Here is a 21,406-nt window from a genome sequence, read left to right on the forward strand (position 1 = left end):
AGAGCAAATCACTCGCCCCGCGGCCTCTCGCCGCCACCCGGGCTGAGTCGGAGAGTCCCCATGACCCAGGTCTTTTTCATCACGGGCGCCAGCCGAGGTATGGGCGTCGATATCGCCCGCGCCGCCCTCGCCGCCGGCCACCAGGTGGTCGCCACCGGCCGCCGTCCCCAGGCGGTCGAGCAGGCGGTCGGCGCCCACGAGAACCTGCTGGTGGCCCGGCTGGACGTCACCCAGCCGGCCGATGCCGAGGCCGCCGTCGCAGCCGCCGTGGACCGGTTCGGCCGCATCGACGTGCTCATCAACAACGCGGCCACCTTCCAGGCGGGCTACTTCGAGGAGATCAGCCCGGAGCAGTTCCGTGCGCAGATGGAGACGAACCTGTTTGGTCCGCTGAACGTCACCCGCGCGGTCCTCCCGGTGATGCGCAAGCAGCGCTCCGGACACGTCGTCACCCTCTCCTCGGTGGCCGGCCTGATTGGGCAGGAGTTCGTCGCCGCCTACGCCGCCTCGAAGTTCGGCCTCGAGGGCTGGATGGAGTCGCTCCGGTTCGACGTCGCGCCGTACGGCATCCGCACCACCATCGTCGAGCCCGGCTTCTTCCGCACCGACCTGCTGGAGGACACCTCGACGACGTGGCCCGCGCTGTCGATCGACGACTACGCCGAGCGGACGGCACGGACCCAGACCGCCTGGAAGAGCATGAACGGCAAGCAGGCGGGTGACCCGGCCAGGCTCGCCAAGGCGCTGCTCACCGTCATCGACCAGCCCGAGCCGCCGCTGCGCTGGGTCGCTGGCGCCGATGCGGTTGCCGCTGTCGAGGAGAAGGCGAAGGAACTGCTGAGGCAGGTCGACGCCCACCGTTCCCTGTCTGGCTCCCTGGCCTACAGCGACTCCTGACCTCGCGATTCGCGCCGCCCGCCACGCCGCCTCCGCGGTGCGGTGCCCCCGCGTGCGTCGGCGACGGGGCGCGCGTCCACGGCCGGGGAAACCAGTGGCGCATGCGGACGAAGCGCCAGTCCGGCCAGCATGGCGAGCGTACCGTTGAGGAGGAGGAACCCGCCGAGGAACCTCGCGCCGATCCACTCCGAGACGCCGGTGTCGGGGTAGTAGCCGGTCGTCGTGACGCCCTCCAGGGCGTCGAGCCAGGTCAGAAGGAAGAACGGAGCGTAGAAGGCAGCCAGGGCGCTCCTCCACATGCGCGCCTGCTCAGGGCCGGGCGAGACGACCACGCGTGCAATGGCGGGCATGAGGAACAAGAGGCCGGACAGCGGCTGGAGGCCCTTGAGGAGATCGATGCGCGCGTCCATCACCAGGAACCAGGAGAAAGCGAGCAGGGTGGCCGGTGCGGCGGCCCGGCGCATCCCCGCGGGAGCCCGCTCCCGAAGGATCAGCTCCGCCAGGACGAGCAGGGCCGCGGCCAGGGCGGCCGCGTAGGCGAGGGACGAAAGCCTCATCCATGCCGGCAGGAACTGCTCGGTGGGTTGGAGGCCGGACGGCGGCGGCCAGTAGGAGCCGGTGAGGAGCTCCCAACCGCGCAAGCCGCCACGGCCCCCCAACTCCACGGTGGTCGAGGCCAGCACCGCGAGCCCTCCCGCGGCGAGCAGCCTCCGCGAACCGATGCGCTCACCCAGCCGGCGCGCACGCTCCACGGCACTCTGGAGGAAGCGCTCGAGCCGGCCCCGCCGCACCGGTGCATTCGTGGCAGCGGCGAGCTGCTCCTCGAGCTGCGCGCCCACCCAGGAGACGTAGGCCAGGCACCAGAACGCCAGCAGCGCGAGCAGAGGGAGATACTCGCCGGAGATGAAATCGTGCAGCTCGTTCCAGTAGGGGAGCGAGCTCCAGAGGACGTAACCCGCGATGACCAGCGTGACGAGCGCGGAGAACCCCTCCTCCGCCTGCGAGGGGTGCCGGGCGAAGGCGGTCCTTCGCCCGCTGCCCGGCTCCACGAACAGGTAGGTGGTAGCCCAGGCGCTGTCGCCCGCCTTCGCCGCCAGCCGGCCGATGAGCTCCTGGAGGATTGCGCGCTTGCGGCGGAGGATGCGCACGTGCACCTCCGAAGCGATCACGATCACGGGCAGGACCAGCAGCCAGAGCCGCAGGTCGAAGGGGATGGCGACGTCCAGGACCTTGGGCGTGATCACGAAGGTCTTCCGGTACGCCTCGTGGAGCTGCCGCCCCTCCTCCCAGATCGGCCGGGCGGGCGGCGCTCCCTGGACGAGGGCGGCGAGGTGTCCCGAGGTGTCACCCGCGACGAGCCGGGTGATGATCGGATGGTTCTCCAGCTCCTCGCCAGCGAACGCGTCCCGGATCGGATCGAGATGATAAAGCGCAAGCGTCCGCGAGCCGTCCCAGTCTCCGCGGGGGTCCAGGGTCTGGATCCTCTTGCGCGCCGCGGCCACCTCTCCCGTGCGGATCCCGTTCCAGGCAGCGGTGAGCGAGACCGTGAGCAGGAGCAGGACTGCCAGGCGCCACCGGAGGGTGAGGGAAGCCTGCTCCGCGACCGCGTCGTGCGCCGCTTGGAGGGCCTCGATGTCCGTGGAGGTGTCGGCCATGGCCCCCATCTACCACGAGCCGGGCGCAGGCTCGCAGCTCGCCTGTCCGCCTGCCCGCGCCAGGGAGACAGGATTTGAACCCGTCTCCCCTGCCCCGCTGCGTCAGCGGCCCTTGTAGACGGGCTTGCGCTTCTCGGCGAAGGCCTTGAGGCCCTCCAGCCGATCCTCGGTCGCCAGCACCTTCTCGTAATGCTTCAGCTCCAGCGCGAGCGCGTCGTCCAGGTCCAGCGACAGGCCCTCGTCGATGGCGTGCTTCGCCGTCGCCACCGCGATCGGCGCGTTCTCCACGATGCTCTCCGCCATCGAGTACGCCGTGTCCAGCAGGTGCCCCTCGGGCGCCAGCCGGTTCACCAGTCCGATGCTGAAGGCCTCGGCCGCGTTGAGCCGCCGCCCCGTGAGGATCAGATCCTTCGCCCGCCCCGGGCCCACCAGCCGCGCCAGCCGCTGCGTCCCGCCTCCGCCGGGGATGATGCCCAGCTTCACCTCCGTCAGCCCCAGCTCGGCCGCCGGCGCCGCCACCCGCAGGTCGCACGAGAGCGCCAGCTCCGTCCCGCCGCCGAACGCCGCCCCGTTGATCGCCGCGATGAACACGCAGTCGCTCTTCTCCAGCGAGCGCAGCGTGCGCCGCAGCCCGTTCAGGAAGTCGCGCACCTCGGGCTCGCTCATCGTGCCGCGCTCCTTGAGGTCCGCCCCCGCGCAGAACGCCTTGTCCCCCGCCCCGGTAATCACCACCGCCCGAGTGTCATGCCCCCGCGAGACCCGGCCCACCATCTCCTCGAACTCCTTCAGCATCGCCCGGCTGATGGCGTTGCGCCGCCCCTCGCCGTCGATGGTCCAGATCTCGATGGGTCCTCGTGCATCGACCTTGAATTCCGCCATGTTCCCTCCCTTACCGGGCCCTACACCGGGCCACCAATCGGCCGCACAGCCTGCGGCGAGTCTTCGGGCCTGACAAGGCGGAAACGGTTAGTGTTTCGTACGATGCGCACCGCGTCGACACGCTCCCTCGCCCGTTGGGCGCCCTGGCTGCTTCCGGGCCTCGCGCTCGTCGTCCCCCTCGTGTCCCTCGCCCGTGGCGGCGGAGGCGAGCACTACCAGGCTCCCTCCAATGACCGCGGCGGTGATGGCGGCGGGGGCGGCGGCATTCCCATCCAGCTCATCTACTGGCTCGTGCGGCTCACCTTCCGGTACCCGCACATCATGCTGCCGCTCATCGGGCTCGGGGTGGCCGGCTGGTACTTCTACCAGCGCAACCTCCACCCCACCGGCGCCACCCAGCGCGCCTTCCAGCAGCGCGAGGCCGAGCAGCGCACCACCGTCTCCACCCGCGACGTCCAGGGCTGGATCAATGCCCTGCGCCTGAAGGATGCCCAGTTCGAGCTCCAGCCGCTGCTCGACCGCACGCGCCAGCTCTTCCTGGCCCTGCAGGACGCGTGGTTCGACCGGGACATGTCCCCCGTGCGGCCCTTCCTTTCGGACGCCACGTACCAGCGCTTCGAGGTGCAGCTCCAGCTCATGGCCTCCCAGGGCGTGCGCGATGCCATCACCGACATCGAGGTGCTGGACGTGCAGCTCATCGGGCTCGACCAGAGCCAGTGGTTCGACACCGTCCACATGCGCGTGCGCGCCCGCATGCGCGACAGCGACGTGGCCGCCTCCGCCTCCCAGGCCGAGGCCGTCGCCGCCGCGAAGCGCGCCCCGCTCGAGGCCTTCACCGAGGTCTGGTCCTTCGTGCGCAAGCCCGGCGTCCAGACGCGCATCGGCGAGGACCTCTTCCAGGGCAAGTGCCCCCACTGCGGGGCTCCCTACAAGGGCGGTGCCGCCAACCGCTGCGAGTACTGCGGCGCCATCGTGAACTCGGGCAACTACGACTGGACGCTCTCGGAGATCACCCAGGGGATTGAGCACGTGCGCCACTACGCCCAGGTGGACAACCTGCGCGAGGCGCGCGAGGCCGACCCCGCGCTCAACCTGGAGATCCTCGAGGACCGCGCCTCGCTGCTGTTCTGGAAGTGGGTGGACGCCCAGAGCCGCGGCACCACGCAGGCCCTGCACAAGGTGGCCGCGCCCGACGCCATTGGCCGGCTCGACGAGGAGCTCTCCCATCTGCGCGAGCAGGGCCGGCGCAAGGTGTTCCTGGAGTGCGCCGTGGGCGGCGTCATCACCCGAGGCTTCGAGCTGAACCCGGACGGTTTCGACCGGGCCCACGTCGAGGTGCGCTGGAGTGCCCGCCAGGGGATCGGCCCGGCGAACGAGCGTCCCCCCGCCCTGCCGACCGTGCCCCAGCGCTGGGTCTTCACGCTGCTGCGCAAGCACGGTGCCCAGACGAACACCGACAACGGCATGTCCACCAACCGGTGCCCCCAGTGCAACGCCCCCCTCACGGACTCGGCGGCCACCACCTGCGACTACTGCGGCGCCTCGCTCGGCAGCGGCGAGCGGGACTGGGTGCTGGCCTCGGCCGATCCCTTCGAGTCGTGGGACGCCCGCGAGCAGCGGCGCTTCGATGCCTCCGCCGCGAGCCGCCGGAGGAACGTGGTGCGGCCTCCCGCCCAGAGGCCTCCCGTGCGCACGCCCCCCATGGAGGACGAGGCGCCCGTGGCCACCCAGGGGGGGCCGGGGGATGACCTCATCGCGGATCCCCAGGAGCGCCAGCGCCTGCTCTACATGATGGCCGCGCTCGCCGCCTCGGACGGCGAGGTGGATCGCTCCGAGCGCAAGCTGCTCGAGCTGTGCGCGCGCCGCTGGAGCGTGCCCTGGAGCAACGTGGAGATGGCCCTCAAGGCGGGCCCCAACCTCTTCACGCGGCTCGTCCAGCGCAGCACCCCCGAGGCCGAGGTCTTCCTGCGCAACCTCGTCGAGCTGGCGCTCGTGGATGGGCGGATCGACCGCAAGGAGCGGCGGATGCTCGAGTTCGCCGCCGGCCACCTGGGCCTCGTGGACAAGCTGCCGGAGCTGCTGCGCGACCGGTAGGGATTCCCCGGCCGCGCACGCGGTGATGGCTAGACGATGACCTCGCGCCGCGGCAGCGCGACCGTCGACACCGGGCCCACCTCGTCGGTGTAGCAGAAGGCGAGGTACGCCAGGGTGAGGGGCAGCGAGAGGACGATGAGCGGGCCGAAGGCGCTGCTCAGGGCCGAGAGCACCACCAGCACGAGCCAGTTGAGGAGGAATGCCGCCCAGTCGTGGCGGCGCCGGAAGATGCGGCCGCTCTCGGCCATGGCGTCGAGCGGCTTGCGGCCATCGGCGGCGAGCATCGGCGCATGGAACCAGTAGAGCGACAGGAGCACGCCCGGCACGATGAGCAGCATGAAGCCGATGACGATGGGAATCCCCATGGCCAGGGTGAGTCCCCAGCTCTTCGCGAAGTTGCCCTGCCGCTCGTACGTGGCCTGCCAGCGGACGGGACGCCCGTCGCGGGCACTCTCGATCGTCTCCTGCAGCAGGTTGAGCGAGAACCACGGCCCGGGGATGACCACGAGCCAGCCAACGAGCACCACCAGGCTCCCGAGCAGAAGCCCACCCACGTTGGCCAGGAAGAAGTCCCAGGTCCGCTTGATGCGCTGATCAATATGCGAGTCCATCATGACGCTTGTCCCTCCAAGGAGGGCGCGCGGCGAACCGAGCCCCTCACGTTTCATGATTGGAAGGTGCGGTGGATGCTTTGTGACTCGCCTGCCCGGCCGGAGGGGAATGAGACGAACGACGGGTGGGCCGCTCACTCTCATGGGGTGCGAGGTTACTTGCGCGCCAGGGTGAAGTCGAAGCGGATGACCACCGAGTCCCCCACCTTCATGGCCCCCAGCATGAGGGTGGGCGGACGCACGCCCCAGTCCGTCATGCGCAGCGCGTACTGGCCCCGCACCCGCAGGCCGCCCTCGGGCGTGGGCGTGGCGCGGGCCTCCAGCTCGATGGGCCGCGAGGCGCCAGCCATCGAGAGCGCGCCGCGGATGTGCAGCGGCACCAGGCCGTCCTTGCCGGCGCCCGCCTCGTAGCCGCTCATCTGGAAGAGGATGGTGGGGTTCTCCGGTGCCTTCAGGGCCTTGAGCATGTGCTCGTTCATCGTCTCGTTGGCGCAGTCGAGCTGTCCGGCGGGAACCTCCAGCCGCACCTCGCGCAGGGCCGTGGCGAGCTGCTCGGGCACGAGGCTGCCTCCGGCCTCGCCCGGGGTGAGCCGGGCCTTCACCACGCCCGCCTTGCAGGTGAAGGAACGCACCGTGGACGTGCCGTCGATGGCGAGCTGCGCTCCGGGCTGGAGCTCCACGGCGGGCTGCGCGGAGGCCACACCCGCCCAGGTGAACAGCGTCAGGATGAAGGGAACATGGCGTTTCATGGTTCGACTCTCCTCGAGGAATTCTCCGGCGTGGGGCCCGGCAAGAGCTCGAGCACCAGTTGACCGGCGACAGGGACCTTCGACTCGATGCGCACCGGCAGCCGGCGTGCGTCATCCGTGAGGTGCAGGCGGAGCAGGCCCCGGCCCCCGAAGCGCTCGGGGTCGCGGACCTCCATCTCCACCAGCACGGTGGGAAATTCTCCGGCCGGCACGTGCAGGGTCTCGCGCCGCAGCACACGCACCACCACCGGGTTGCGCCGCGCATCGAAGTGCCGGTCCATCCGGTACACCTGCCCGGGCGTGAGCGGCAGCGTCCGCAGCGCATAGAGGAAGGACAGCTCGTCCAGCGGCTCCTGGCAGGTGCTCTGCCCCTGCGTCTTCCCCGTCTCCCAGTGCTGTGTGTCGGGGAAGATGTCCACCCGTTGGTTCACGGAGTTGAAGGGGACGCGCTCGTCCACCTCATAGCGGAGTGCCGCCATGCGCCGGGTGCTCAGCCACGAGCGCGAGTGGTGGCGCACGTGCACGGGCCCCACCGACGTCTCGAAGTCGAAGCGCAGCAGGACGGCGGGCTCCTCGCGCACGGGCGGTGTGGACTCCACGCGCAGCCACCCCGTCCCGCCCCGCCCCTTCCCCAGCGACACCTGATAGGCGAGCTGCTCGCCCGCCACGAAGGGCCGCTCTCCGTTGAAGTCCTCGGCGCGAGCCGTCACCGGCACGGCCCCCCACGCCATCAGTAGAAGAAGCGCCACCCTCGGTGAGAAGGCGGGGCGGCGGCTCCATGGAAGGCGGGTGAGGAAGGGCATCGGGGGCTCCACTTGGGTACGGCTCCCCTCCTTTCAATCCACATGCCCCGCGATTCCCCGACGCCGCGCGGCGCCGCGGGTGCAAGTCCTGCGTGGGACCTCGCGTTCGCGCAGATGGTGCGCGCCGGGCAACCGGCCCATCGAGGGCTCCCGAGGGGAATGGTCCTTGGCGCGGGCCTTGCTCTGGGGTCGGCGCAATACGAAAGGACAACACCCTCATGAGAAACCACAACCTGGCCGCCACCCTCACCGCGATGCTTCTGGGAGCGTCGGGCATTGCCCACGGCGCCGAGGTCCTGAAGACGGATCGCGCGACGATGGACGTCGGGGGCCGGCTGCAAGTGCTGGGCTTCGGCCAGAGCCTCGAGGACGGCAGCCAGAGCAACCAGCGGTTCTATCTGTTCCTCAAGCAGGGCCGGCTCAGCGTCTCGGGCAACGTGGATGACTGGCGCTACAAGGTGCAGCTGGCCTTCGGTGGCGAGGACGAGGTGAAGGCCACGTCGGGCATCTCGCTGGGCCTGCTGGACATGTACGTGGACGTTCCCATCCCCGTGCTCGGCAAGAGCTACGTGCGCGTGGGCCAGTTCAAGGTGCCCTACAGCCGCGAGCGCCTGATGGACTCGGGCAGCCTGCTCTTCGCGGACCGCTCGGTGCAGAATCAGGCCTTCCGCATGGGCCGCGACGTGGGCGCGACCTTCTTCACGCAGGCGGGCCCGGTGGTGGGTGGCCTGGGCATCTTCACGGGCGGCGGCCGCGACATCCCCGAGCGCTACCTGCCCCAGACGCTCGGCAGCCCCATGGTGGTGTTGCGCGTGGGCTACGACGGCGGGCTCGGTGAGGACGTCTTCGCCACGCCCACCGCTCCGGTCACGCCGCCCGACAAGGCCCAGGTGGCCTTCTTCGTCAACGGCCTCTACGTGAAGGACTCGCGCGTGGGCCACTCGACGGTGTTCAACGTCCGGGCCGCGGAGCGGTCGCTGCTGACGAACACGAACTGGAACCCGTACCTCAGCCAGTCGCCGTTCGACCTCGGCAGGCTGTGGCAGATCGGCGCGGACGCCGCGTTCCGCGCTCCCGCGGGCCCGGGTGTGGTGTCGGCCGAGGTGGAGGGCAACTTCGGCGTCTACCAGAACACCTACGGAGACCTCCGCGTGCCGGGCGGCCGCGCGCAGGTGGCCTACAATTGGAAGCCGGTGGACGTGGCGCTGCGCTACTCGTTCATCCTGCCGGATCAGAACTTCGCGGTGGGCGACGCGCAGATCACCGGCACGGGCGCCATCCAGGAGCTCACGCCCGCGCTGACGTACTCGTTCCCCCACTTCCCCGCGAAGATCGTCGCGGACCTGCCCATCCAGCTCGGCACGCCGGTCATCTTCGAGGACACGGTGGGCTCGTACCTCCTCACGGAGCAGCCGGACCAGACGGCCCTGCTGAAGAAGAGCGCGCCCATTACACGGCAGACCGTGGTGGAAGCGCGGCTGATGGTGCAGGCGAGCTTCTGAGCACCCTGCCCTCTCCAGTTCGAGGGGGCTTCGACACTCCGGCCAGGCGCTCGAGCTAGCGCCTGGCCGGTGGACGTTGTAAGCGGCGGACGCGCCCGTCAGGTTCTCCTCCAGACCATGATTCCGTTCTCCGTTCTCGATCTCTCCCCCATCCTCCAGGGAAGCGACGCCACCCAGGCCTTCCGCAACACCCTGGACCTGGCGCGGCACGCCGAGCGCTGGGGCTACAAGCGCTACTGGCTCGCCGAGCACCACAACATGCCCGGCATCGCCAGCGCGGCGACCTCGGTGGTCATCGGCCACGTCGCGGGAGGCACCTCGACCATTCGCGTCGGCTCGGGCGGCGTCATGCTCCCCAACCACGCGCCGCTGGTCATCGCCGAGCAGTTCGGCACGCTCGAGGCCCTCTTCCCCGGCCGCATCGATCTGGGGCTCGGACGCGCACCGGGCACCGATCAGGCCACCGCTCGCGCCCTGCGCCGCGACCTGGACAGCAACGCCGACTCGTTCCCGCAGGACGTGCTCGAGCTTCAGTCCTACTTCCGGCCCGCGGCGCCCCACCAGACGATCCGCGCCGTGCCGGGCGCGGGGTTGAACGTGCCCCTCTGGCTGCTCGGCTCGAGCCTGTTCAGCGCCCAGCTCGCGGCGGTGCTCGGCCTGCCGTTCGCCTTCGCCTCGCACTTCGCGCCCGACCACCTCATGGCCGCCCTGCGCATCTACCGCGCCCAGTTCAAACCCTCGGAGGCGCTCGAGCGGCCCTACGCCATGGTCTGCGTCAACGCCTTCGCGGCGGACACGGATGCGGAAGCCCAGCGGCTGGTGACCTCGCTGCAGCAGCAGTTCATCAACCTGCGCCGGGGCCAACCCGGTCCCCTCCAGCCGCCGGTGGACAGCCTGGAGGGGCGCTGGTCCCCGATGGAGAAGGCGGGCGTCGAGCACGCGCTGAGCTATTCGGTCCTCGGCTCGCCCGAGACCGTGCGCCGCGGCCTGGCGGCCATCCTCGAGCAGACCGCCCCCGACGAGCTGATGGTGACGGGGCAGATCTACGACCACGCGGCGCGCCTGCGCTCGTTCGAGCTCGTGGCCGAGGCCCGCGCCGCGCTCGCGGGGGGCCCCGGCTCGCCGTAGCTCCTCGCCAGCGCGGAAATGTGTCGGGTGAATTGAAGAAATCCCGAGCAGGGGGCTCGCGCCTCGTGTCGAAGCGGGCGCCTCGCGCTATGGTCCGCCCCGCCTCTTCAACAGGAACTCGGAGTGACGACGAACTCGCGTACGTGGCGCTGGGGGCCCTTGCTGGCCTTGACCGTGGGGGCCCTGTCGTCCCTGCACTGCATCGACCTGCCCAAGAAGTCCTTCTCCTGCTCGACGGACGAGGACTGCTCGGAGCTGCGGGGCCCCGGAGGCGAGCCGTACGTCTGCGTGAGCGAGGGCTTTTGTGAGGTGCCCGGGTCCTCCGACGGCGGGGACTCGCAAGATGCGGGCACCGATGCGGGCACGGACGGGGGGAGCAACACGGGCTCGGACGGCGGCTGCACGCAGCCCTCGGTGGCGCCCACCTGCTCCACCTCCAACTGGTGCTGGGACAACCCGCTCTCCGAGGGCCTCGCGCTGTTCACCGTCCGCGGCCGCTCCGAGACGGACGTCTGGGCCGTGGGCGAGCGGGGCGTCGCGCTGCACTGGGATGGCACCTGCTGGGCCCGCAATCCGCCCTCGAGCACCCAGCCGCTGCGCGCCGCCTGGCCCGCCGCCGGCAGGACGTGGTGGTTCGGCGGCGGGGGCGGGATGCTGCACCGCTGGGACGGCTCGGCCTGGATGTCCCAGACGCTCGCCGAGTCGTCGACGCTCTACGACATCGAGGGGGCCTCGGGCACGTCGGCTGTTGCCGTGGGCCAGACGGGCGCCCTCTACGCCTTCAATGGCACGCAGTGGAGCCCGCCGTCCTGGGACGCCGGCACCAACCCCGCGCCGGATCTCCTGGCCGTGTGGCCCGTGTCGAACACCGAGGCCTGGGCGGTGGGCCGCAACGCCACCCTCGTGCATGGCGTGGATGGGGGCTGGGTCACCGTCAACAAGTCGGGCTCCGTGGACCTGGTGGCCGTCGCCGCCGGAGCGGATGCCGGCACCGCCTACGCCGTGGGCAAGGGCACGCTGTTCACCTATGCCAACTCGGCATGGACGGTGTCCTCCTTGCCGGCGGGGGCGACGACCTCCACGCCGCTCAATGGCGTGTGGACCACCGCCGGCACCACGCGCATCGTCGGGCCCGGCTCGACCCTCTACGTCCTGGGCAAGACGGCCGAGGCCAGTGGAACACCCCAGGGGCTCAACTCCATTTGGGGCAACAGTGACGCGGCGCTCTGGGCCGTCGGGGCCTCGGGCACCATCGTGCGGCGCGGGGCCACCCAGTGGGCCGAGGTCCCCGGCGGCGTGACGCGCAACGTCAACGCCCTCTGGGGCACCGATGCGCTCAACCTCTGGGCGGCCGGGGACAACGACCTGATCATGGGCCGCCAGAACCTCGGCTGGTCGCCCGTGGCACCTCCGGAGGCGGGCTCCTTCACCGCCCTCTGGGGCAGTGGAGCGCTGCTGCTCGTGGCGGAGAACAACGTGGCGACGGGCGGCAGCGGCTCGAAGATCCACGTGCTCCAGAATGGCCAGTGGGTGACCCCGAGCTCCACGTTCACCAGCGTCGTGAACGGCCTCTGGGGAACGGGGGCGGCCCCGGTGTGGGCGGTGGGCAACAGCGGCTTCCTCCGGCGCCGCGATGACACCGGCTCCTGGGTCAACGAGGGGGGCACCCTGACTCCCATGGGGAGCACGCAGCTGAACGCCGTCTGGGGCTCTTCCGCTACCGATGTCTGGGCGGTGGGCAACGGCGGCACGGTCTTCCACCGGGACATCACCGGGAACTGGACCAGCCAGAAGCCGCCGTCCGCGTCGGCCGATCTCCTCGGGGTATGGAACTCGGGACCGCGCGACGTGTGGGTGGTGGGCGTGGGGGGTGTCGCCTACCACTATGATGGGACGTCCTGGACCTCGTTCTCCACGGGGGTGGCCCAGACCCTACGAGCCATCGCCGGGCAGGCCTCCAACGCCGTGTGGGCCGTGGGCGACAATGGCAGCCTCACCTTCTGGAACGGGCAGAACTGGACGGCGCAGGTGAGCGGGGTGAGCGACAACCTCCGGACGGTGTGGGTCACCCCGGGCAATGTCTGGGTGGGCGGCGCCAACGGGACGGTCCTCCGGCTCCAACCGTAGGAGGTGCCGGCCCCAGGCCGGCCGCCGGGCAGGCAGGGGGGGCCCATGTCTCCGCCGCCTGAGGGTGGGTTCTCTGATAAGGTCCCGCCCTGTTTCGATGGCCCCGCCCCTCTCCCTAGAGTGTCCCACCTGCGGCCTGCGCGTTGCCCAGGGTACCGAAAAGTGCCCTCACGACGGCACGGTGCTCGGTGATGACGCCGCCTCCAGGCGCCCGCAGCTCAAGCCCCAGCCGGGCCCCGAGGGCACCTCGCCCGGGGGTCCGGTGCCGAGCCAGTCGCCCACGCGGCCGGACCTCGATCCCGCTTCCGCCGCCGCTCCCGTTGCCGCACCCGCCGCCGCGCCCGGGGGCCCGGGCCCCGTGCCGAGCCATGCGCCCACCATGCCGGGCCTCGCCAACGCCGCGGCCCGGGCGGCCGCGGCGCCCAAGGGCCCTCCCAAGACGGATCCCCTCATCGGGATGCAGCTGGGCGAGTACGTCATCCAGGAGCAGATCGGCATCGGCGGCATGGGCATCGTCTACCGGGGCGAGCAGCCGCTGATCGGCAAGCAGGTGGCCATCAAGGTCCTGCGGCCCGAGGTGGGAGATCAGTCCGTGTACGTGGAGCGGCTGCTGGCCGAGGCCCGCGCGGTCAATGCCATCCGCCACCGGGGCATCATCGACATCTTCAGCTTCGACCAGATGCCGGATGGCCGGCAGTACTTCGTCATGGAGTACCTGGAGGGCACGCCGCTCGACGTCTGGCTCGGTGGCAAGGGCGCCCTCTCCGCCCAGGACGCCATCCGGCTCGCCGACGAGCTGCTGGACGCGCTCGCCGCCGCGCACCGGGCGGGCGTCATCCATCGCGATCTCAAGCCCAGCAACATCTTCCTGGTGCGCCAGCCCGGCGGCGGCTCGTACGTGAAGGTGCTGGACTTCGGACTGGCCAAGCAGATTTCGAGCGGCCCGGCGCAGCAGACCCTCAACGGGCTCATCATCGGCACGCCGGAGTACATGGCGCCCGAGCAGGTGCGCGGAGATCCCGTGAGCGCCCGGACGGATCTCTACTCGTTCGGCATCATCCTCTTCCAGCTGCTGACCGGGCAGCTGCCCTTCTCGGCCCGCGTCCCGGCGGAGTACCTCGTCCACCACCTGGAGCACTCGCCGCCCGATCCGCTCGAGCTGCGGCCGGACCTGCCCCCCACGCTCGCGAAGCTCGTGCTGAGGCTGCTGGCGAAGGCCCCGGAGGCACGCCCCCCCGTGGATGAGGTGCGGACCGTGCTCCAGGACATCGCGGACACGCTCCCGCTGCCCAGTGGCGCACGCGCCTCGCGCGAGGTGCGCATGTCGATGCTCGACATGGAGGCGGTGCCCACCGCCGGGCGGGAAGCGCTCCCCGTCCGGGAAGCCGCGCCGCCGCCCGTGGTGAATGCCGGCCCGCGTGGCACGCCGCCGGCGAGGTCCCGCGTCCTCGTGAAGGTGGGCGTGGGCGCCGGAGCGCTCCTGCTCGCCGCGGGTGTGGCGGTGGTGCTGTGGCTGCGCGCGCCCGATCCGGCTCCGGCGCCAGTGGCCCCCCCCGTCGCGGTTCCCGTGGCCGAGACTCCGGTGCAGCCCGCCGTGGCCGCTCCGCTCACCGAGCCCGCCCCCCAGCCCGCCCCCGAACCGGTGGCCGCGGACCCCGCGCCCGCCCCGGCGCTTACCCAGAACGTGGGGCCGCGCGAGCCGTCCCCCAAGGCGAACACCGAGCGCAAGCCGCCCCTGCTCACGCGCATCGAGCGCCTGGAGCGCAAGCTGCGTGCGAGCTCGATGTCCCCGGACGAGAAGGAAGGCGCGCGCAAGCTGCTGCAGAAGGTGCGGGCCCGGGCGGCGAGCGCGTCGACGGCGGACGAGCGCAAGCAGGTGAAGCGCAACCTGGACATCTGGGAGAGGCAATACCTGGGCAATTGACGTTCTCGCCCCGGGGCCCGGCGTGTACATTGCGCGCCCATGTTCTCCCTGGTGTTGACGTTGCTCGTCGCGCAGTCCCCCACCCCCGCCCCCGCGGACAGGACCGATGCGAAGGGGATGGTGGTGATGGTCTCGCGCAGCGAGGGCCTCACGCCCATCGAGTCCGTCGCGCTGGCGGATCGGCTCTCGCGGGCCCTGCGGGAGGCGAACCTGCCGGTGGCGATGGAGCCGGGCGAGGCACTCTCACGGCTGAGTGGGCAGCGCCCCCCGGAGTCCTGCCAGGGCAAGCCCGAGTGCTTCGCGAAGCTGGGGCGTGACCTGGGGGTGGCGGCGGTGGTGACGATCGACTCGAGCAAGGTCTTCGACGACCTGCCCATGCGAATCACCCTGCTCGAGACACGCGAGGGCCGGGCCCTCTTCAAGCGCAGCTACACCGCGTCCGCCCTGCGGCCCACGGAGCTGGACGCGGCCTTCCAGCGCGCCAGCCAGGAGCTCGCGAGGACGCTCACGGAGAGCGAGGACCCCGCCGTCGGGGACGCGCTCCGGCCCTCGGATGCGCCCCGGGCGACGAACCTGTCGCCCTCGATGCCCGCCGCTGAGAACGCCGCGTTCACCCCGTCCGCGCCGCTGCCCGTGACCGTGACCCGGATTGGCGCCGGAGCGGCCGCCGTGACGGCCGTCACCTTCCTGGTGCTGGGGTTGGCCCAGTCCTCGAAGCTCCAGCAGGAGCGCTCCCCGGGAGTCTCCGCCTGGACCTACGAGGAGGCGCAGCGGCTCCAGAGCAGCGCCAATACGCGCTTCGCGCTCTCGGGCCTCTTCGCCGGGATTTCGGGCACGCTGCTCGTCACGAGCTTCCTGCTGCCGTCGGAGCCCTCCCCGGCGAAGTAGGGTTGGGGACAATCTCCCGACCGTGGAGCGCCTCCTTCCGGGAGGCCGGGGTAGACTGCGCGCCCCCTCGACACGTCCATGAGAACGCCCCCGGCTCTTCTCCCCCTCGTGTTGCTGGCGGTGGCCGCGTGCCAGAGCCCCCTGGACAGCGGCCCTGGCGCGCGCCTGGCGCTCACCCTGGAGTCACCGGAGCTGGCGCTGGCCTCCCAGGCCGGAGCTGGTGGAGACCGGGACATGAGGGCCCCGGCGGATACCGGCGACGGGATGCTGGAGGGAACGGAGGACGTGCGTGCCCAGGCGTGGGCGGCGGCGCGCGGACTGAAGCGCGCGGGGGCGTGGCTGGCCCTGGGGTTGCGGGTGGAGGGTGAGCGTGTCCGGCTGCTCGGCGTTCGCGCGCACGAAGGAACGGGCCTCGAGATGGGAGCGGTGGAGGCGGCGAGCTTCCGCGGCCTGGTGGAGTGGGCGCTGTACCGGTACGTGCAAGGCCAGCGGGGCGAGGTGGTGCTGACGCTGCGCCGCGGTGAAGGCGCGTGGCGGGAGGAGGTGGAGTCCACGGGCCCGGTGCTCTCGGCCACGCGGCTCCAGGCGCCCTACGAGGCCTTCCTGCGCCACCAGGGCGAGGCGCTGCAGGCACTCTCCGAGCCGGCGCGCCGCGAGGGCCAGGCTGCGCTGAAGAAACTGGAGGGCGAGGTGCTGTTGCAAGCGGAGGAGGTGCTGGAGAAAGCGCCCTCCCCCCTGGCGCGGTACGTGGCCCTGCTGCGGGAGGAGCGGCAGCGTGAGGAGCGCTGGCGGGCGGTGCAGCGCAAGCTGGCCGAGTACGAGGCCTGGGGAAGAAGGCTGCTGGACACCTATGCCCCGCCCCCTCGCCGCCTGGCACCGGGCTATTCCCTGAGCGAGTCACCCTTGCGCGAGCAATCACTGCGAGCCCTGGGCAACGCCACGCTGGCCTGGGCCTACGCGCACACGGAGGACCCGGACTTCCTCCGGCGCACCCCCGAGGAAGTGGCCCTCTACCTGCTGGCGAGCCGCTCGGCCCTGGCCAGCGCGGTGCAGCTGGGCCGATTGGCGCCGGTGCAACTGGACTACAACGAAGCCTTCGACCCGGAGGCCTGGCCCGCCGAGGAGCTGGTGCTGGAGCTGCTGGTGGGCCTGACGCCGGGGGCGGGCGAGGTGACGGACGCGCGGGCGGTCGTCACCGGCTACAGCCTCACGGGCCATGTCCTCACACGCAACGAGCGCGTGCTGTGTGCCCTCGGGGTGCTGCTGCCCTTCGTGACCGGAACCGTGCTGATGAAGGCCGGAGAGGACGCCGAGCGGCTGGCTTTGCTCACCGGCCGGGGCCTGAACGAGGTGGAGGTGCTCTCGCGCGTGGCCTCGCACCTGTCACCGGGGGATGCGAAGGAAGTGGAGCGCCTGCTGGCGGCGGCCTCGCGAGGCCACACCTTCACCGAGGAGGAGTTGCGCTTTCTCGAGCGGGTGGCGCATGGGCTGGAGGCGCCGTTGCGGGAGGCGGCCGGGGCGCTGCGGGCGGGCCAGAAGGTGCCGCTGCTGGGAGTTCGCACGTTGCCGGACGGCAGCCGATTGCTGCCCGGGACCCGGGCCCACAAGGCCCAGCGCTGGGTGGACTACCAGTTCCGCCACCCGGAGAAGTACCGCCGCTTCTCCTTCCAGCCGGACGCGGACTGGGAGCGGATGTACGAGACCATTCTGAAGAACCGGCCAGCGGGCAACGCCTTCGAGGACGCCATCCTCCAGGCCAACAAGTACGAGCGCAACGCCGCGATGATGATGCCGCCACCGGGCGGCGGCGCCCAGGGTTTCATCCCCGACGCGGTGAAGAGCAACCCGATGGAACTGATATGGGGTCAGCCCTACAACTTCGTCGAGTCCAAGGCCCGCAAGGAACTCTCCCTCTCCGGCAACCTCAAGGAGATGATTGCCTACGTGGACAAATACGGTGGACACCTCGAGCTGTGGGTCCGCTCCGCTCAACATCCCGATGGGGCTACGCAGCTGTCCAGACCTCTCCTGAAAGAACTGAACCGCTTATCAAGTGAGGGCAAGGCAGCCATCCGGCGTTATCCATGATTCCCATTCACAACATGCCCATCAAATACATCGATACGGTTTTCGATCTTCCTCCCGGACGGCCATCTTGCGCAGTGGTGGGGAGGTTTCTCGACCTTGTGCTTCGCGAGTTCCGTTGGTTCGAACCCAGACGCTATGGGTCCGTGGCCTTGGACAAACCCATCGATCCGCGCCGCATCGATCTGGGGGCGATCGTGGCGCATTACGAAGAGCATGGAACCTTGTTCGTGGCAGCTCGCACGGATCGGGACTTCATCTTTATTCATCCTACTTCCACCGGCGCTCCGCCCTACACGGGTGCTATTTCCTGGACGACGTCCGCGAGCATGGCCGCGAAAGCCTCCCGGCGCGCGGCACATACCCGGCAGGTGCTCGAGGTCATGCTCCTGTTTCAAGTCCCGCTGGCGATGGCAGGGTTGGAGACGGATCTTCATGCCAAACACTGGCGGGACGTCCGCAAGAGCATCCCCCAGGATGATGGAACGGAGTTCACCTACTCGGAACAGGTGGCCACCGTGCCCGACTACAGCCAGGGACTGGCGGGACTCGTCTGGCGCAACTTCTACGGCCCGCCCTTCGTGCGAATGTTCGGCGAGCGGCTCGACGCGCTCCCCCCCGAGTGCCGCCAGACGCTTGGAGAGGATCTCGTCCTCGTCCAGCCGTACGAGCTGCCCACCGAGGCGGGCACCGAGGCGGGCATGGCGCACGAGCGCGAGCTCATCTCCCTGCTCGGCCCCGAGTGCTTCTACGACCACGAGCACCACACCCTCCCCACCCGCAGGCCCGTCCTGGATTCGCTCGGCCAGCCCCTTCACTGAGCCGGATGACTCAGGGCGTCGTCGTGTCCTCTCGCTTGAAATACTCGGCGACGGACTTCGACAGGAAGTCGGGATTGAGCGAGGAGGCCAGGTTGTTCTCGCGGATGACCGCGATGCGCTCGGCCAGCCGGTTGAACGGAATGAATCCGCAAAGCGCGTTGAGCGGGCGCTCCCTCAAGGAAAACGTGGGGCGGCGGATCTCCTGCTCCACCTTGCTCCGGCGCTCGTCGGGGGCCACCAGGAACAGCCGGATGTTGAGGTTGGGCTGGAGGGCGAGCAGATCCGCCATCCGCAGCTCGCCTGTCAGTTGATTCGCACCAAGGTGAGGATCTCCGGCTGGGACTGAGTCAGCTCGGAGACCGAGAGCGTACCGCCGCGGAGGGTGCCCACCACGCGGAGGCCATCGGAGAGCCGTGTCGCGACGAAGGTCACCTCGCCACTGGGGCTGACATCCACCTTGCCGAGCCTGTAGGGCGCCGCCTTCAGCAGCTCCACGGGCGCCAGATCCGGGAGATCATACCGGGTCACGAAAGCGAACCCGTCCGAGTCCTGCCCCCAGTTGAAGAAGGAGCCACCCCGAGCCACCTTCATCGGCACGGAGAGCACCCGGGGAGTGCCGGACGGGTTCACCAGCTCGAGCAGGGTGGTCGAGGCCAGGACGATGAGCCGGGACTGATCGCGATAGACGACGCCGCAGTCGTTCCAGACCGAGGGCCCACTCGTCCAGACGTTCGTGGGCGCCGAATACGTCCCATCCGCGAGTCCCATTACGTGGTCGACGGTCGATTTATCCGACCAGCCCAGGGCGAGGTAGTAGTCCCGGCTGCCGGCCAGCCCCGGGAGCACGCAGGTCTCGTTCCGGGCCGTGATGAACTGGGGCGCACCACTCCGGGGATAGACGCGGATGACGGTGCCATTGTCCTGGCGCAGGGTCACCATCACGTCATCGACGGCGTTCACGGCGAAGTTGACGAGCTCGGCGCCGTCGAACCCGAGCGTCGTGAGCTGGAGGGGCTCGGTGCTCGCGTCGATGCGATACACACTGTTCCCGCCATCGAGGGTCAGGAGGTTTCCCGAGTCACCCCATTGAACCCGGGCCGAGTTGTTCAGGCGGTAACTGGCGGGAGCGACGGGCACACAGAACTGGGCCGAGTCGGATTTGCGAACCAGGACGGACGCGCAGGTCTGGTCCTTGTACGTCACGTCGGAGACGACGAGGAGAACGAATCGGGGGGTATCGTAGAGCTCCCGGGGGTTGCCCGAGCCAACGGTGGTGAGATCCACGGGCTGGAGCTGGTTGCTCGAATCGAGCGTGAGGAGCTGCCGCTCCTGCGAGGCGGAGGACGTGCCAATCGCGAGACCGCGGACGCTCGAGAAGTCGACTCCCAGGTTGTCCTTCATCACCGGCGCGGGGGCCTGGGGTACTTCGCCGCAGGCCGCCAGAACGAATGCACACGCCAACAACTCGAGCCTCTTCAAGGGATCTCTCCTGGATTGTTTTGAATGGGAGCTGAGGGCCGGGATTGTAACCTGTCCCCCCTGCCCCACATCCCGGTAGCCTGCTTCCCCCTGCAGCGGCCATGAAGACGCCCTCGGTTTTTGTCTCGATTGTGCTGGTGTCACTGGCCGCGTGCCGGAGCCATACCGCGAGCATCGGCGTTGGCCCGCGCACGGAGCTCGCGATGCAGTCGCCGGACCCGAGTCCCCTGATCGCTCGGCCCGGGGTGGAGGGGCGGGGCACGTGGGCTCCGTCACTTCCCGAGACCGAGGTGCTGGAGGGAACGAACGAGGTGCGCACCGAGGCGTGGGCGGCCGCGCGCGGGTTGAAGCACATGGGCGCGTGGCTGATGCTCGGGTTGCGCGCGGAGGGCGAGCGGGTCCAGTTGCTCGCCGTCCACGCACATGAAGGGACGGGCGCCGAGGTGAGCCCGGTGGGGGCGGAGGATTTCCGCCGCCTGCTGGAATGGGCACTGTACCGGTACGTGCGGGGCCAGCGGGGCGAGGTGGTGCTGACGCTGCGCCGCGGTGAAGGCCCGTGGCGGGAGGAGGTGGAGTCCACGGGCCCGGTGCTCTCGGCCACGCGGCTCCAGGCGCCCTACGAGGCCTTCCTGCGCCACCAGGGCGAGGCGCTGCAAGCCCCCGGGCTCTCCGAGGCTGAGCGCCGCGAGGGGCAGGCGGCGCTGAAGAAACTGGAGGGAGAGGTGCTGTTGCAACCGGAGGAGGTGCTGGAGAAAGCGCCCTCCCCCCTGGCGCGGTACGTGGCCCTGCTGCGGGAGGAGCGGCAGCGTGAGGAGCGCTGGCGGGCGGTGCAGCGCAAGCTGGCCGAGTACGAGGCCTGGGGAAGAAGGCTGCTGGACACCTATGCCCCGCCCCCTCGCCGCCTGGCACCGGGCTATTCCCTGAGCGAGTCGCCCCTGCGCGAGCAATCGCTGCGAGCCCTGGGCAACGCCACGCTGGCCTGGGCCTACACACACACGGAGGACCCGGACTTCCTCCGGCGCACGCCCGAGGAGGTGGCCCTGTACCTGCTGGCGAGCCGCTCGGCCCTGGCCAGCGCGGTGCAACTGGGCCGATTGGCGCCGGTGCAACTGGACTACAACGAGGCCTTCGACCCGGAGGCTTACCCCGCCGAGGACCTGGTGCTGGAGCTGCTGGTGGGCCTGACGCCGGGGGCGGGCGAGGTGACGGACGCGCGGGCGGCCGTCACCGGCTACAGCCTCACGGGCCATGTCCTCACACGCAACGAGCGCGTGCTGTGTGCCCTCGGGGTGCTGCTGCCCTTCGTGAGCGGGGCCGTGCTGATGAAGGCCGGGGAGGACGCCGAGCGGTTGGCGTTGCTCACCGGCCGCGGCTTGGACGAGGTGGCGGTGCTCTCGCGCGTGGCCTCGCACCTGACACCGGGGGACGCGAAGGAGGTGGAGCGCCTGCTGGCGGCGGCCTCGAGGGGGCACACCTTCACCGAGGAGGAATTGCGCTTCCTCGAGCGGGTGGCGCGCGGGCTGGAGGCGCCGCTGCGGGAGGCGGCCGGGGCGCTGCGGGCGGGCCAGAAGGTGCCGCTGCTGGGAGTGCGCGCCTTGCCGGACGGCAGCCGATTGCTGCCCGGGACCCGGGCCCACAAGGCCCAGCGCTGGGTGGACTACCAGTTCCGCCACCCGGAGAAGTACCGCCGCTTCTCCTTCCAGCCGGACGCGGACTGGGAGCGGATGTACGAGACCATTCTGAAGAACCGGCCAGCGGGCAACG

General features: G+C 70.4%; 17 protein-coding genes. 10 read left to right on the forward strand and 7 right to left on the reverse strand.

Annotation, left to right across the window (positions count from 1 at the left end):
• The first annotated feature begins 60 nt into the window (after positions 1–60).
• The gene (locus ACJ8AN_RS24205) at positions 61–897 is read left to right on the forward strand and encodes an SDR family oxidoreductase (protein WP_407757813.1); all 837 of its coding nucleotides are present in this window, start codon (positions 61–63) and stop codon (positions 895–897) included.
• Here the strand turns inward: ACJ8AN_RS24205 and ACJ8AN_RS24210 are convergent.
• Positions 882–2,552, reverse strand: a complete 1,671-nt coding sequence (locus ACJ8AN_RS24210) for a hypothetical protein (protein WP_407757814.1) — start codon at positions 2,550–2,552, stop codon at positions 882–884. The genes ACJ8AN_RS24205 and ACJ8AN_RS24210 overlap by 16 nt on opposite strands.
• Positions 2,553–2,654: 102 nt before the next feature.
• A complete protein-coding gene (locus tag ACJ8AN_RS24215) occupies positions 2,655–3,431 on the reverse strand; it encodes an enoyl-CoA hydratase-related protein (protein WP_407757815.1) in 777 nt (258 codons plus the stop codon).
• A 102-nt stretch (positions 3,432–3,533) separates the two neighbouring features.
• On the opposite strand from ACJ8AN_RS24215, the gene ACJ8AN_RS24220 reads away from it, so the two are divergent.
• A complete protein-coding gene (locus ACJ8AN_RS24220) occupies positions 3,534–5,525 on the forward strand; it encodes a TIM44-like domain-containing protein (RefSeq protein WP_407757816.1) in 1,992 nt (663 codons plus the stop codon).
• Positions 5,526–5,554: 29 nt separating this feature from the next.
• Here the strand turns inward: ACJ8AN_RS24220 and ACJ8AN_RS24225 are convergent, their stop codons facing one another.
• From ACJ8AN_RS24225 to ACJ8AN_RS24235, 3 genes are all read right to left on the reverse strand, one after another.
• Positions 5,555–6,139, reverse strand: coding sequence for a hypothetical protein (locus tag ACJ8AN_RS24225; RefSeq protein WP_407757817.1), 585 nt, complete (start codon positions 6,137–6,139; stop codon positions 5,555–5,557).
• Positions 6,140–6,291: 152 nt separating this feature from the next.
• Positions 6,292–6,885: a YceI family protein gene (locus ACJ8AN_RS24230; protein WP_407757818.1), complete on the reverse strand. Its 594-nt coding sequence runs from the start codon at positions 6,883–6,885 to the stop codon at positions 6,292–6,294.
• Positions 6,882–7,616 (reverse strand): DUF3108 domain-containing protein, encoded by a 735-nt coding sequence (locus tag ACJ8AN_RS24235; protein WP_407757819.1) that lies wholly within the window; start codon positions 7,614–7,616, stop codon positions 6,882–6,884. Before ACJ8AN_RS24235 ends, ACJ8AN_RS24230 begins: the two co-directional genes overlap by 4 nt.
• Positions 7,617–7,906: 290 nt before the next feature.
• On the opposite strand from ACJ8AN_RS24235, the gene ACJ8AN_RS24240 reads away from it, so the two are divergent.
• The 7 genes from ACJ8AN_RS24240 (at position 7,907) to ACJ8AN_RS24270 (ending at position 18,163) form a co-directional block, all read left to right on the forward strand.
• Positions 7,907–9,190, forward strand: coding sequence for a porin (locus tag ACJ8AN_RS24240; protein WP_407757820.1), 1,284 nt, complete (start codon positions 7,907–7,909; stop codon positions 9,188–9,190).
• A gap of 117 nt (positions 9,191–9,307) precedes the next feature.
• Positions 9,308–10,318, forward strand: a complete 1,011-nt coding sequence (locus ACJ8AN_RS24245; RefSeq protein WP_407757821.1) for an LLM class flavin-dependent oxidoreductase — start codon at positions 9,308–9,310, stop codon at positions 10,316–10,318.
• A 123-nt stretch (positions 10,319–10,441) separates the two neighbouring features.
• On the forward strand, positions 10,442–12,445 hold the full coding sequence (locus ACJ8AN_RS24250) for a WD40/YVTN/BNR-like repeat-containing protein (RefSeq protein WP_407757822.1): 2,004 nt from the start codon (positions 10,442–10,444) through the stop codon (positions 12,443–12,445).
• Between the two features lie 181 nt (positions 12,446–12,626).
• Entirely contained in the window at positions 12,627–14,369 is a 1,743-nt protein-coding gene (locus ACJ8AN_RS24255; protein WP_407757823.1) for a serine/threonine-protein kinase, read from the forward strand.
• A gap of 39 nt (positions 14,370–14,408) precedes the next feature.
• Positions 14,409–15,257, forward strand: a complete 849-nt coding sequence (locus tag ACJ8AN_RS24260; RefSeq protein WP_407757824.1) for a hypothetical protein — start codon at positions 14,409–14,411, stop codon at positions 15,255–15,257.
• Between the two features lie 78 nt (positions 15,258–15,335).
• Positions 15,336–17,345, forward strand: coding sequence for a hypothetical protein (locus ACJ8AN_RS24265; RefSeq protein ID WP_407757825.1), 2,010 nt, complete (start codon positions 15,336–15,338; stop codon positions 17,343–17,345).
• 326 nt (positions 17,346–17,671) lie between these two features.
• A complete protein-coding gene (locus ACJ8AN_RS24270) occupies positions 17,672–18,163 on the forward strand; it encodes a hypothetical protein (RefSeq protein ID WP_407757826.1) in 492 nt (163 codons plus the stop codon).
• Positions 18,164–18,173: 10 nt separating this feature from the next.
• Here ACJ8AN_RS24270 and ACJ8AN_RS24275 read toward each other — a convergent pair whose 3' ends face one another.
• Entirely contained in the window at positions 18,174–18,452 is a 279-nt protein-coding gene (locus ACJ8AN_RS24275) for a hypothetical protein (protein WP_407757827.1), read from the reverse strand.
• Between the two features lie 14 nt (positions 18,453–18,466).
• The gene (locus tag ACJ8AN_RS24280) at positions 18,467–19,642 is read right to left on the reverse strand and encodes a hypothetical protein (RefSeq protein WP_407757828.1); all 1,176 of its coding nucleotides are present in this window, start codon (positions 19,640–19,642) and stop codon (positions 18,467–18,469) included.
• Between the two features lie 101 nt (positions 19,643–19,743).
• On the opposite strand from ACJ8AN_RS24280, the gene ACJ8AN_RS24285 reads away from it, so the two are divergent.
• On the forward strand, positions 19,744–21,406 hold a 1,663-nt coding region (locus ACJ8AN_RS24285; protein ID WP_407757829.1), incomplete at its 3' end, for a hypothetical protein.

It is taken from the genome of Archangium sp., from assembly GCF_045802675.1.
Taxonomy (GTDB): Bacteria; Myxococcota; Myxococcia; order Myxococcales; family Myxococcaceae; genus Archangium.

Coding starts and splice junctions, on each gene's coding strand:
- ACJ8AN_RS24275 (WP_407757827.1), bottom strand. CDS start 18,452: ATGGCGGATCTGCTCGCCCTCCAGCCCAACCTCAACATCCGGCTGTTC.
- ACJ8AN_RS24210 (WP_407757814.1), bottom strand. CDS start 2,552: ATGGCCGACACCTCCACGGACATCGAGGCCCTCCAAGCGGCGCACGAC.
- ACJ8AN_RS24220 (WP_407757816.1), top strand. CDS start 3,534: ATGCGCACCGCGTCGACACGCTCCCTCGCCCGTTGGGCGCCCTGGCTG.
- ACJ8AN_RS24240 (WP_407757820.1), top strand. CDS start 7,907: ATGAGAAACCACAACCTGGCCGCCACCCTCACCGCGATGCTTCTGGGA.
- ACJ8AN_RS24205 (WP_407757813.1), top strand. CDS start 61: ATGACCCAGGTCTTTTTCATCACGGGCGCCAGCCGAGGTATGGGCGTC.
- ACJ8AN_RS24245 (WP_407757821.1), top strand. CDS start 9,308: ATGATTCCGTTCTCCGTTCTCGATCTCTCCCCCATCCTCCAGGGAAGC.
- ACJ8AN_RS24230 (WP_407757818.1), bottom strand. CDS start 6,885: ATGAAACGCCATGTTCCCTTCATCCTGACGCTGTTCACCTGGGCGGGT.
- ACJ8AN_RS24265 (WP_407757825.1), top strand. CDS start 15,336: ATGAGAACGCCCCCGGCTCTTCTCCCCCTCGTGTTGCTGGCGGTGGCC.
- ACJ8AN_RS24225 (WP_407757817.1), bottom strand. CDS start 6,139: ATGATGGACTCGCATATTGATCAGCGCATCAAGCGGACCTGGGACTTC.
- ACJ8AN_RS24215 (WP_407757815.1), bottom strand. CDS start 3,431: ATGGCGGAATTCAAGGTCGATGCACGAGGACCCATCGAGATCTGGACC.
- ACJ8AN_RS24260 (WP_407757824.1), top strand. CDS start 14,409: ATGTTCTCCCTGGTGTTGACGTTGCTCGTCGCGCAGTCCCCCACCCCC.
- ACJ8AN_RS24270 (WP_407757826.1), top strand. CDS start 17,672: ATGGCCGCGAAAGCCTCCCGGCGCGCGGCACATACCCGGCAGGTGCTC.
- ACJ8AN_RS24235 (WP_407757819.1), bottom strand. CDS start 7,616: ATGGCGTGGGGGGCCGTGCCGGTGACGGCTCGCGCCGAGGACTTCAAC.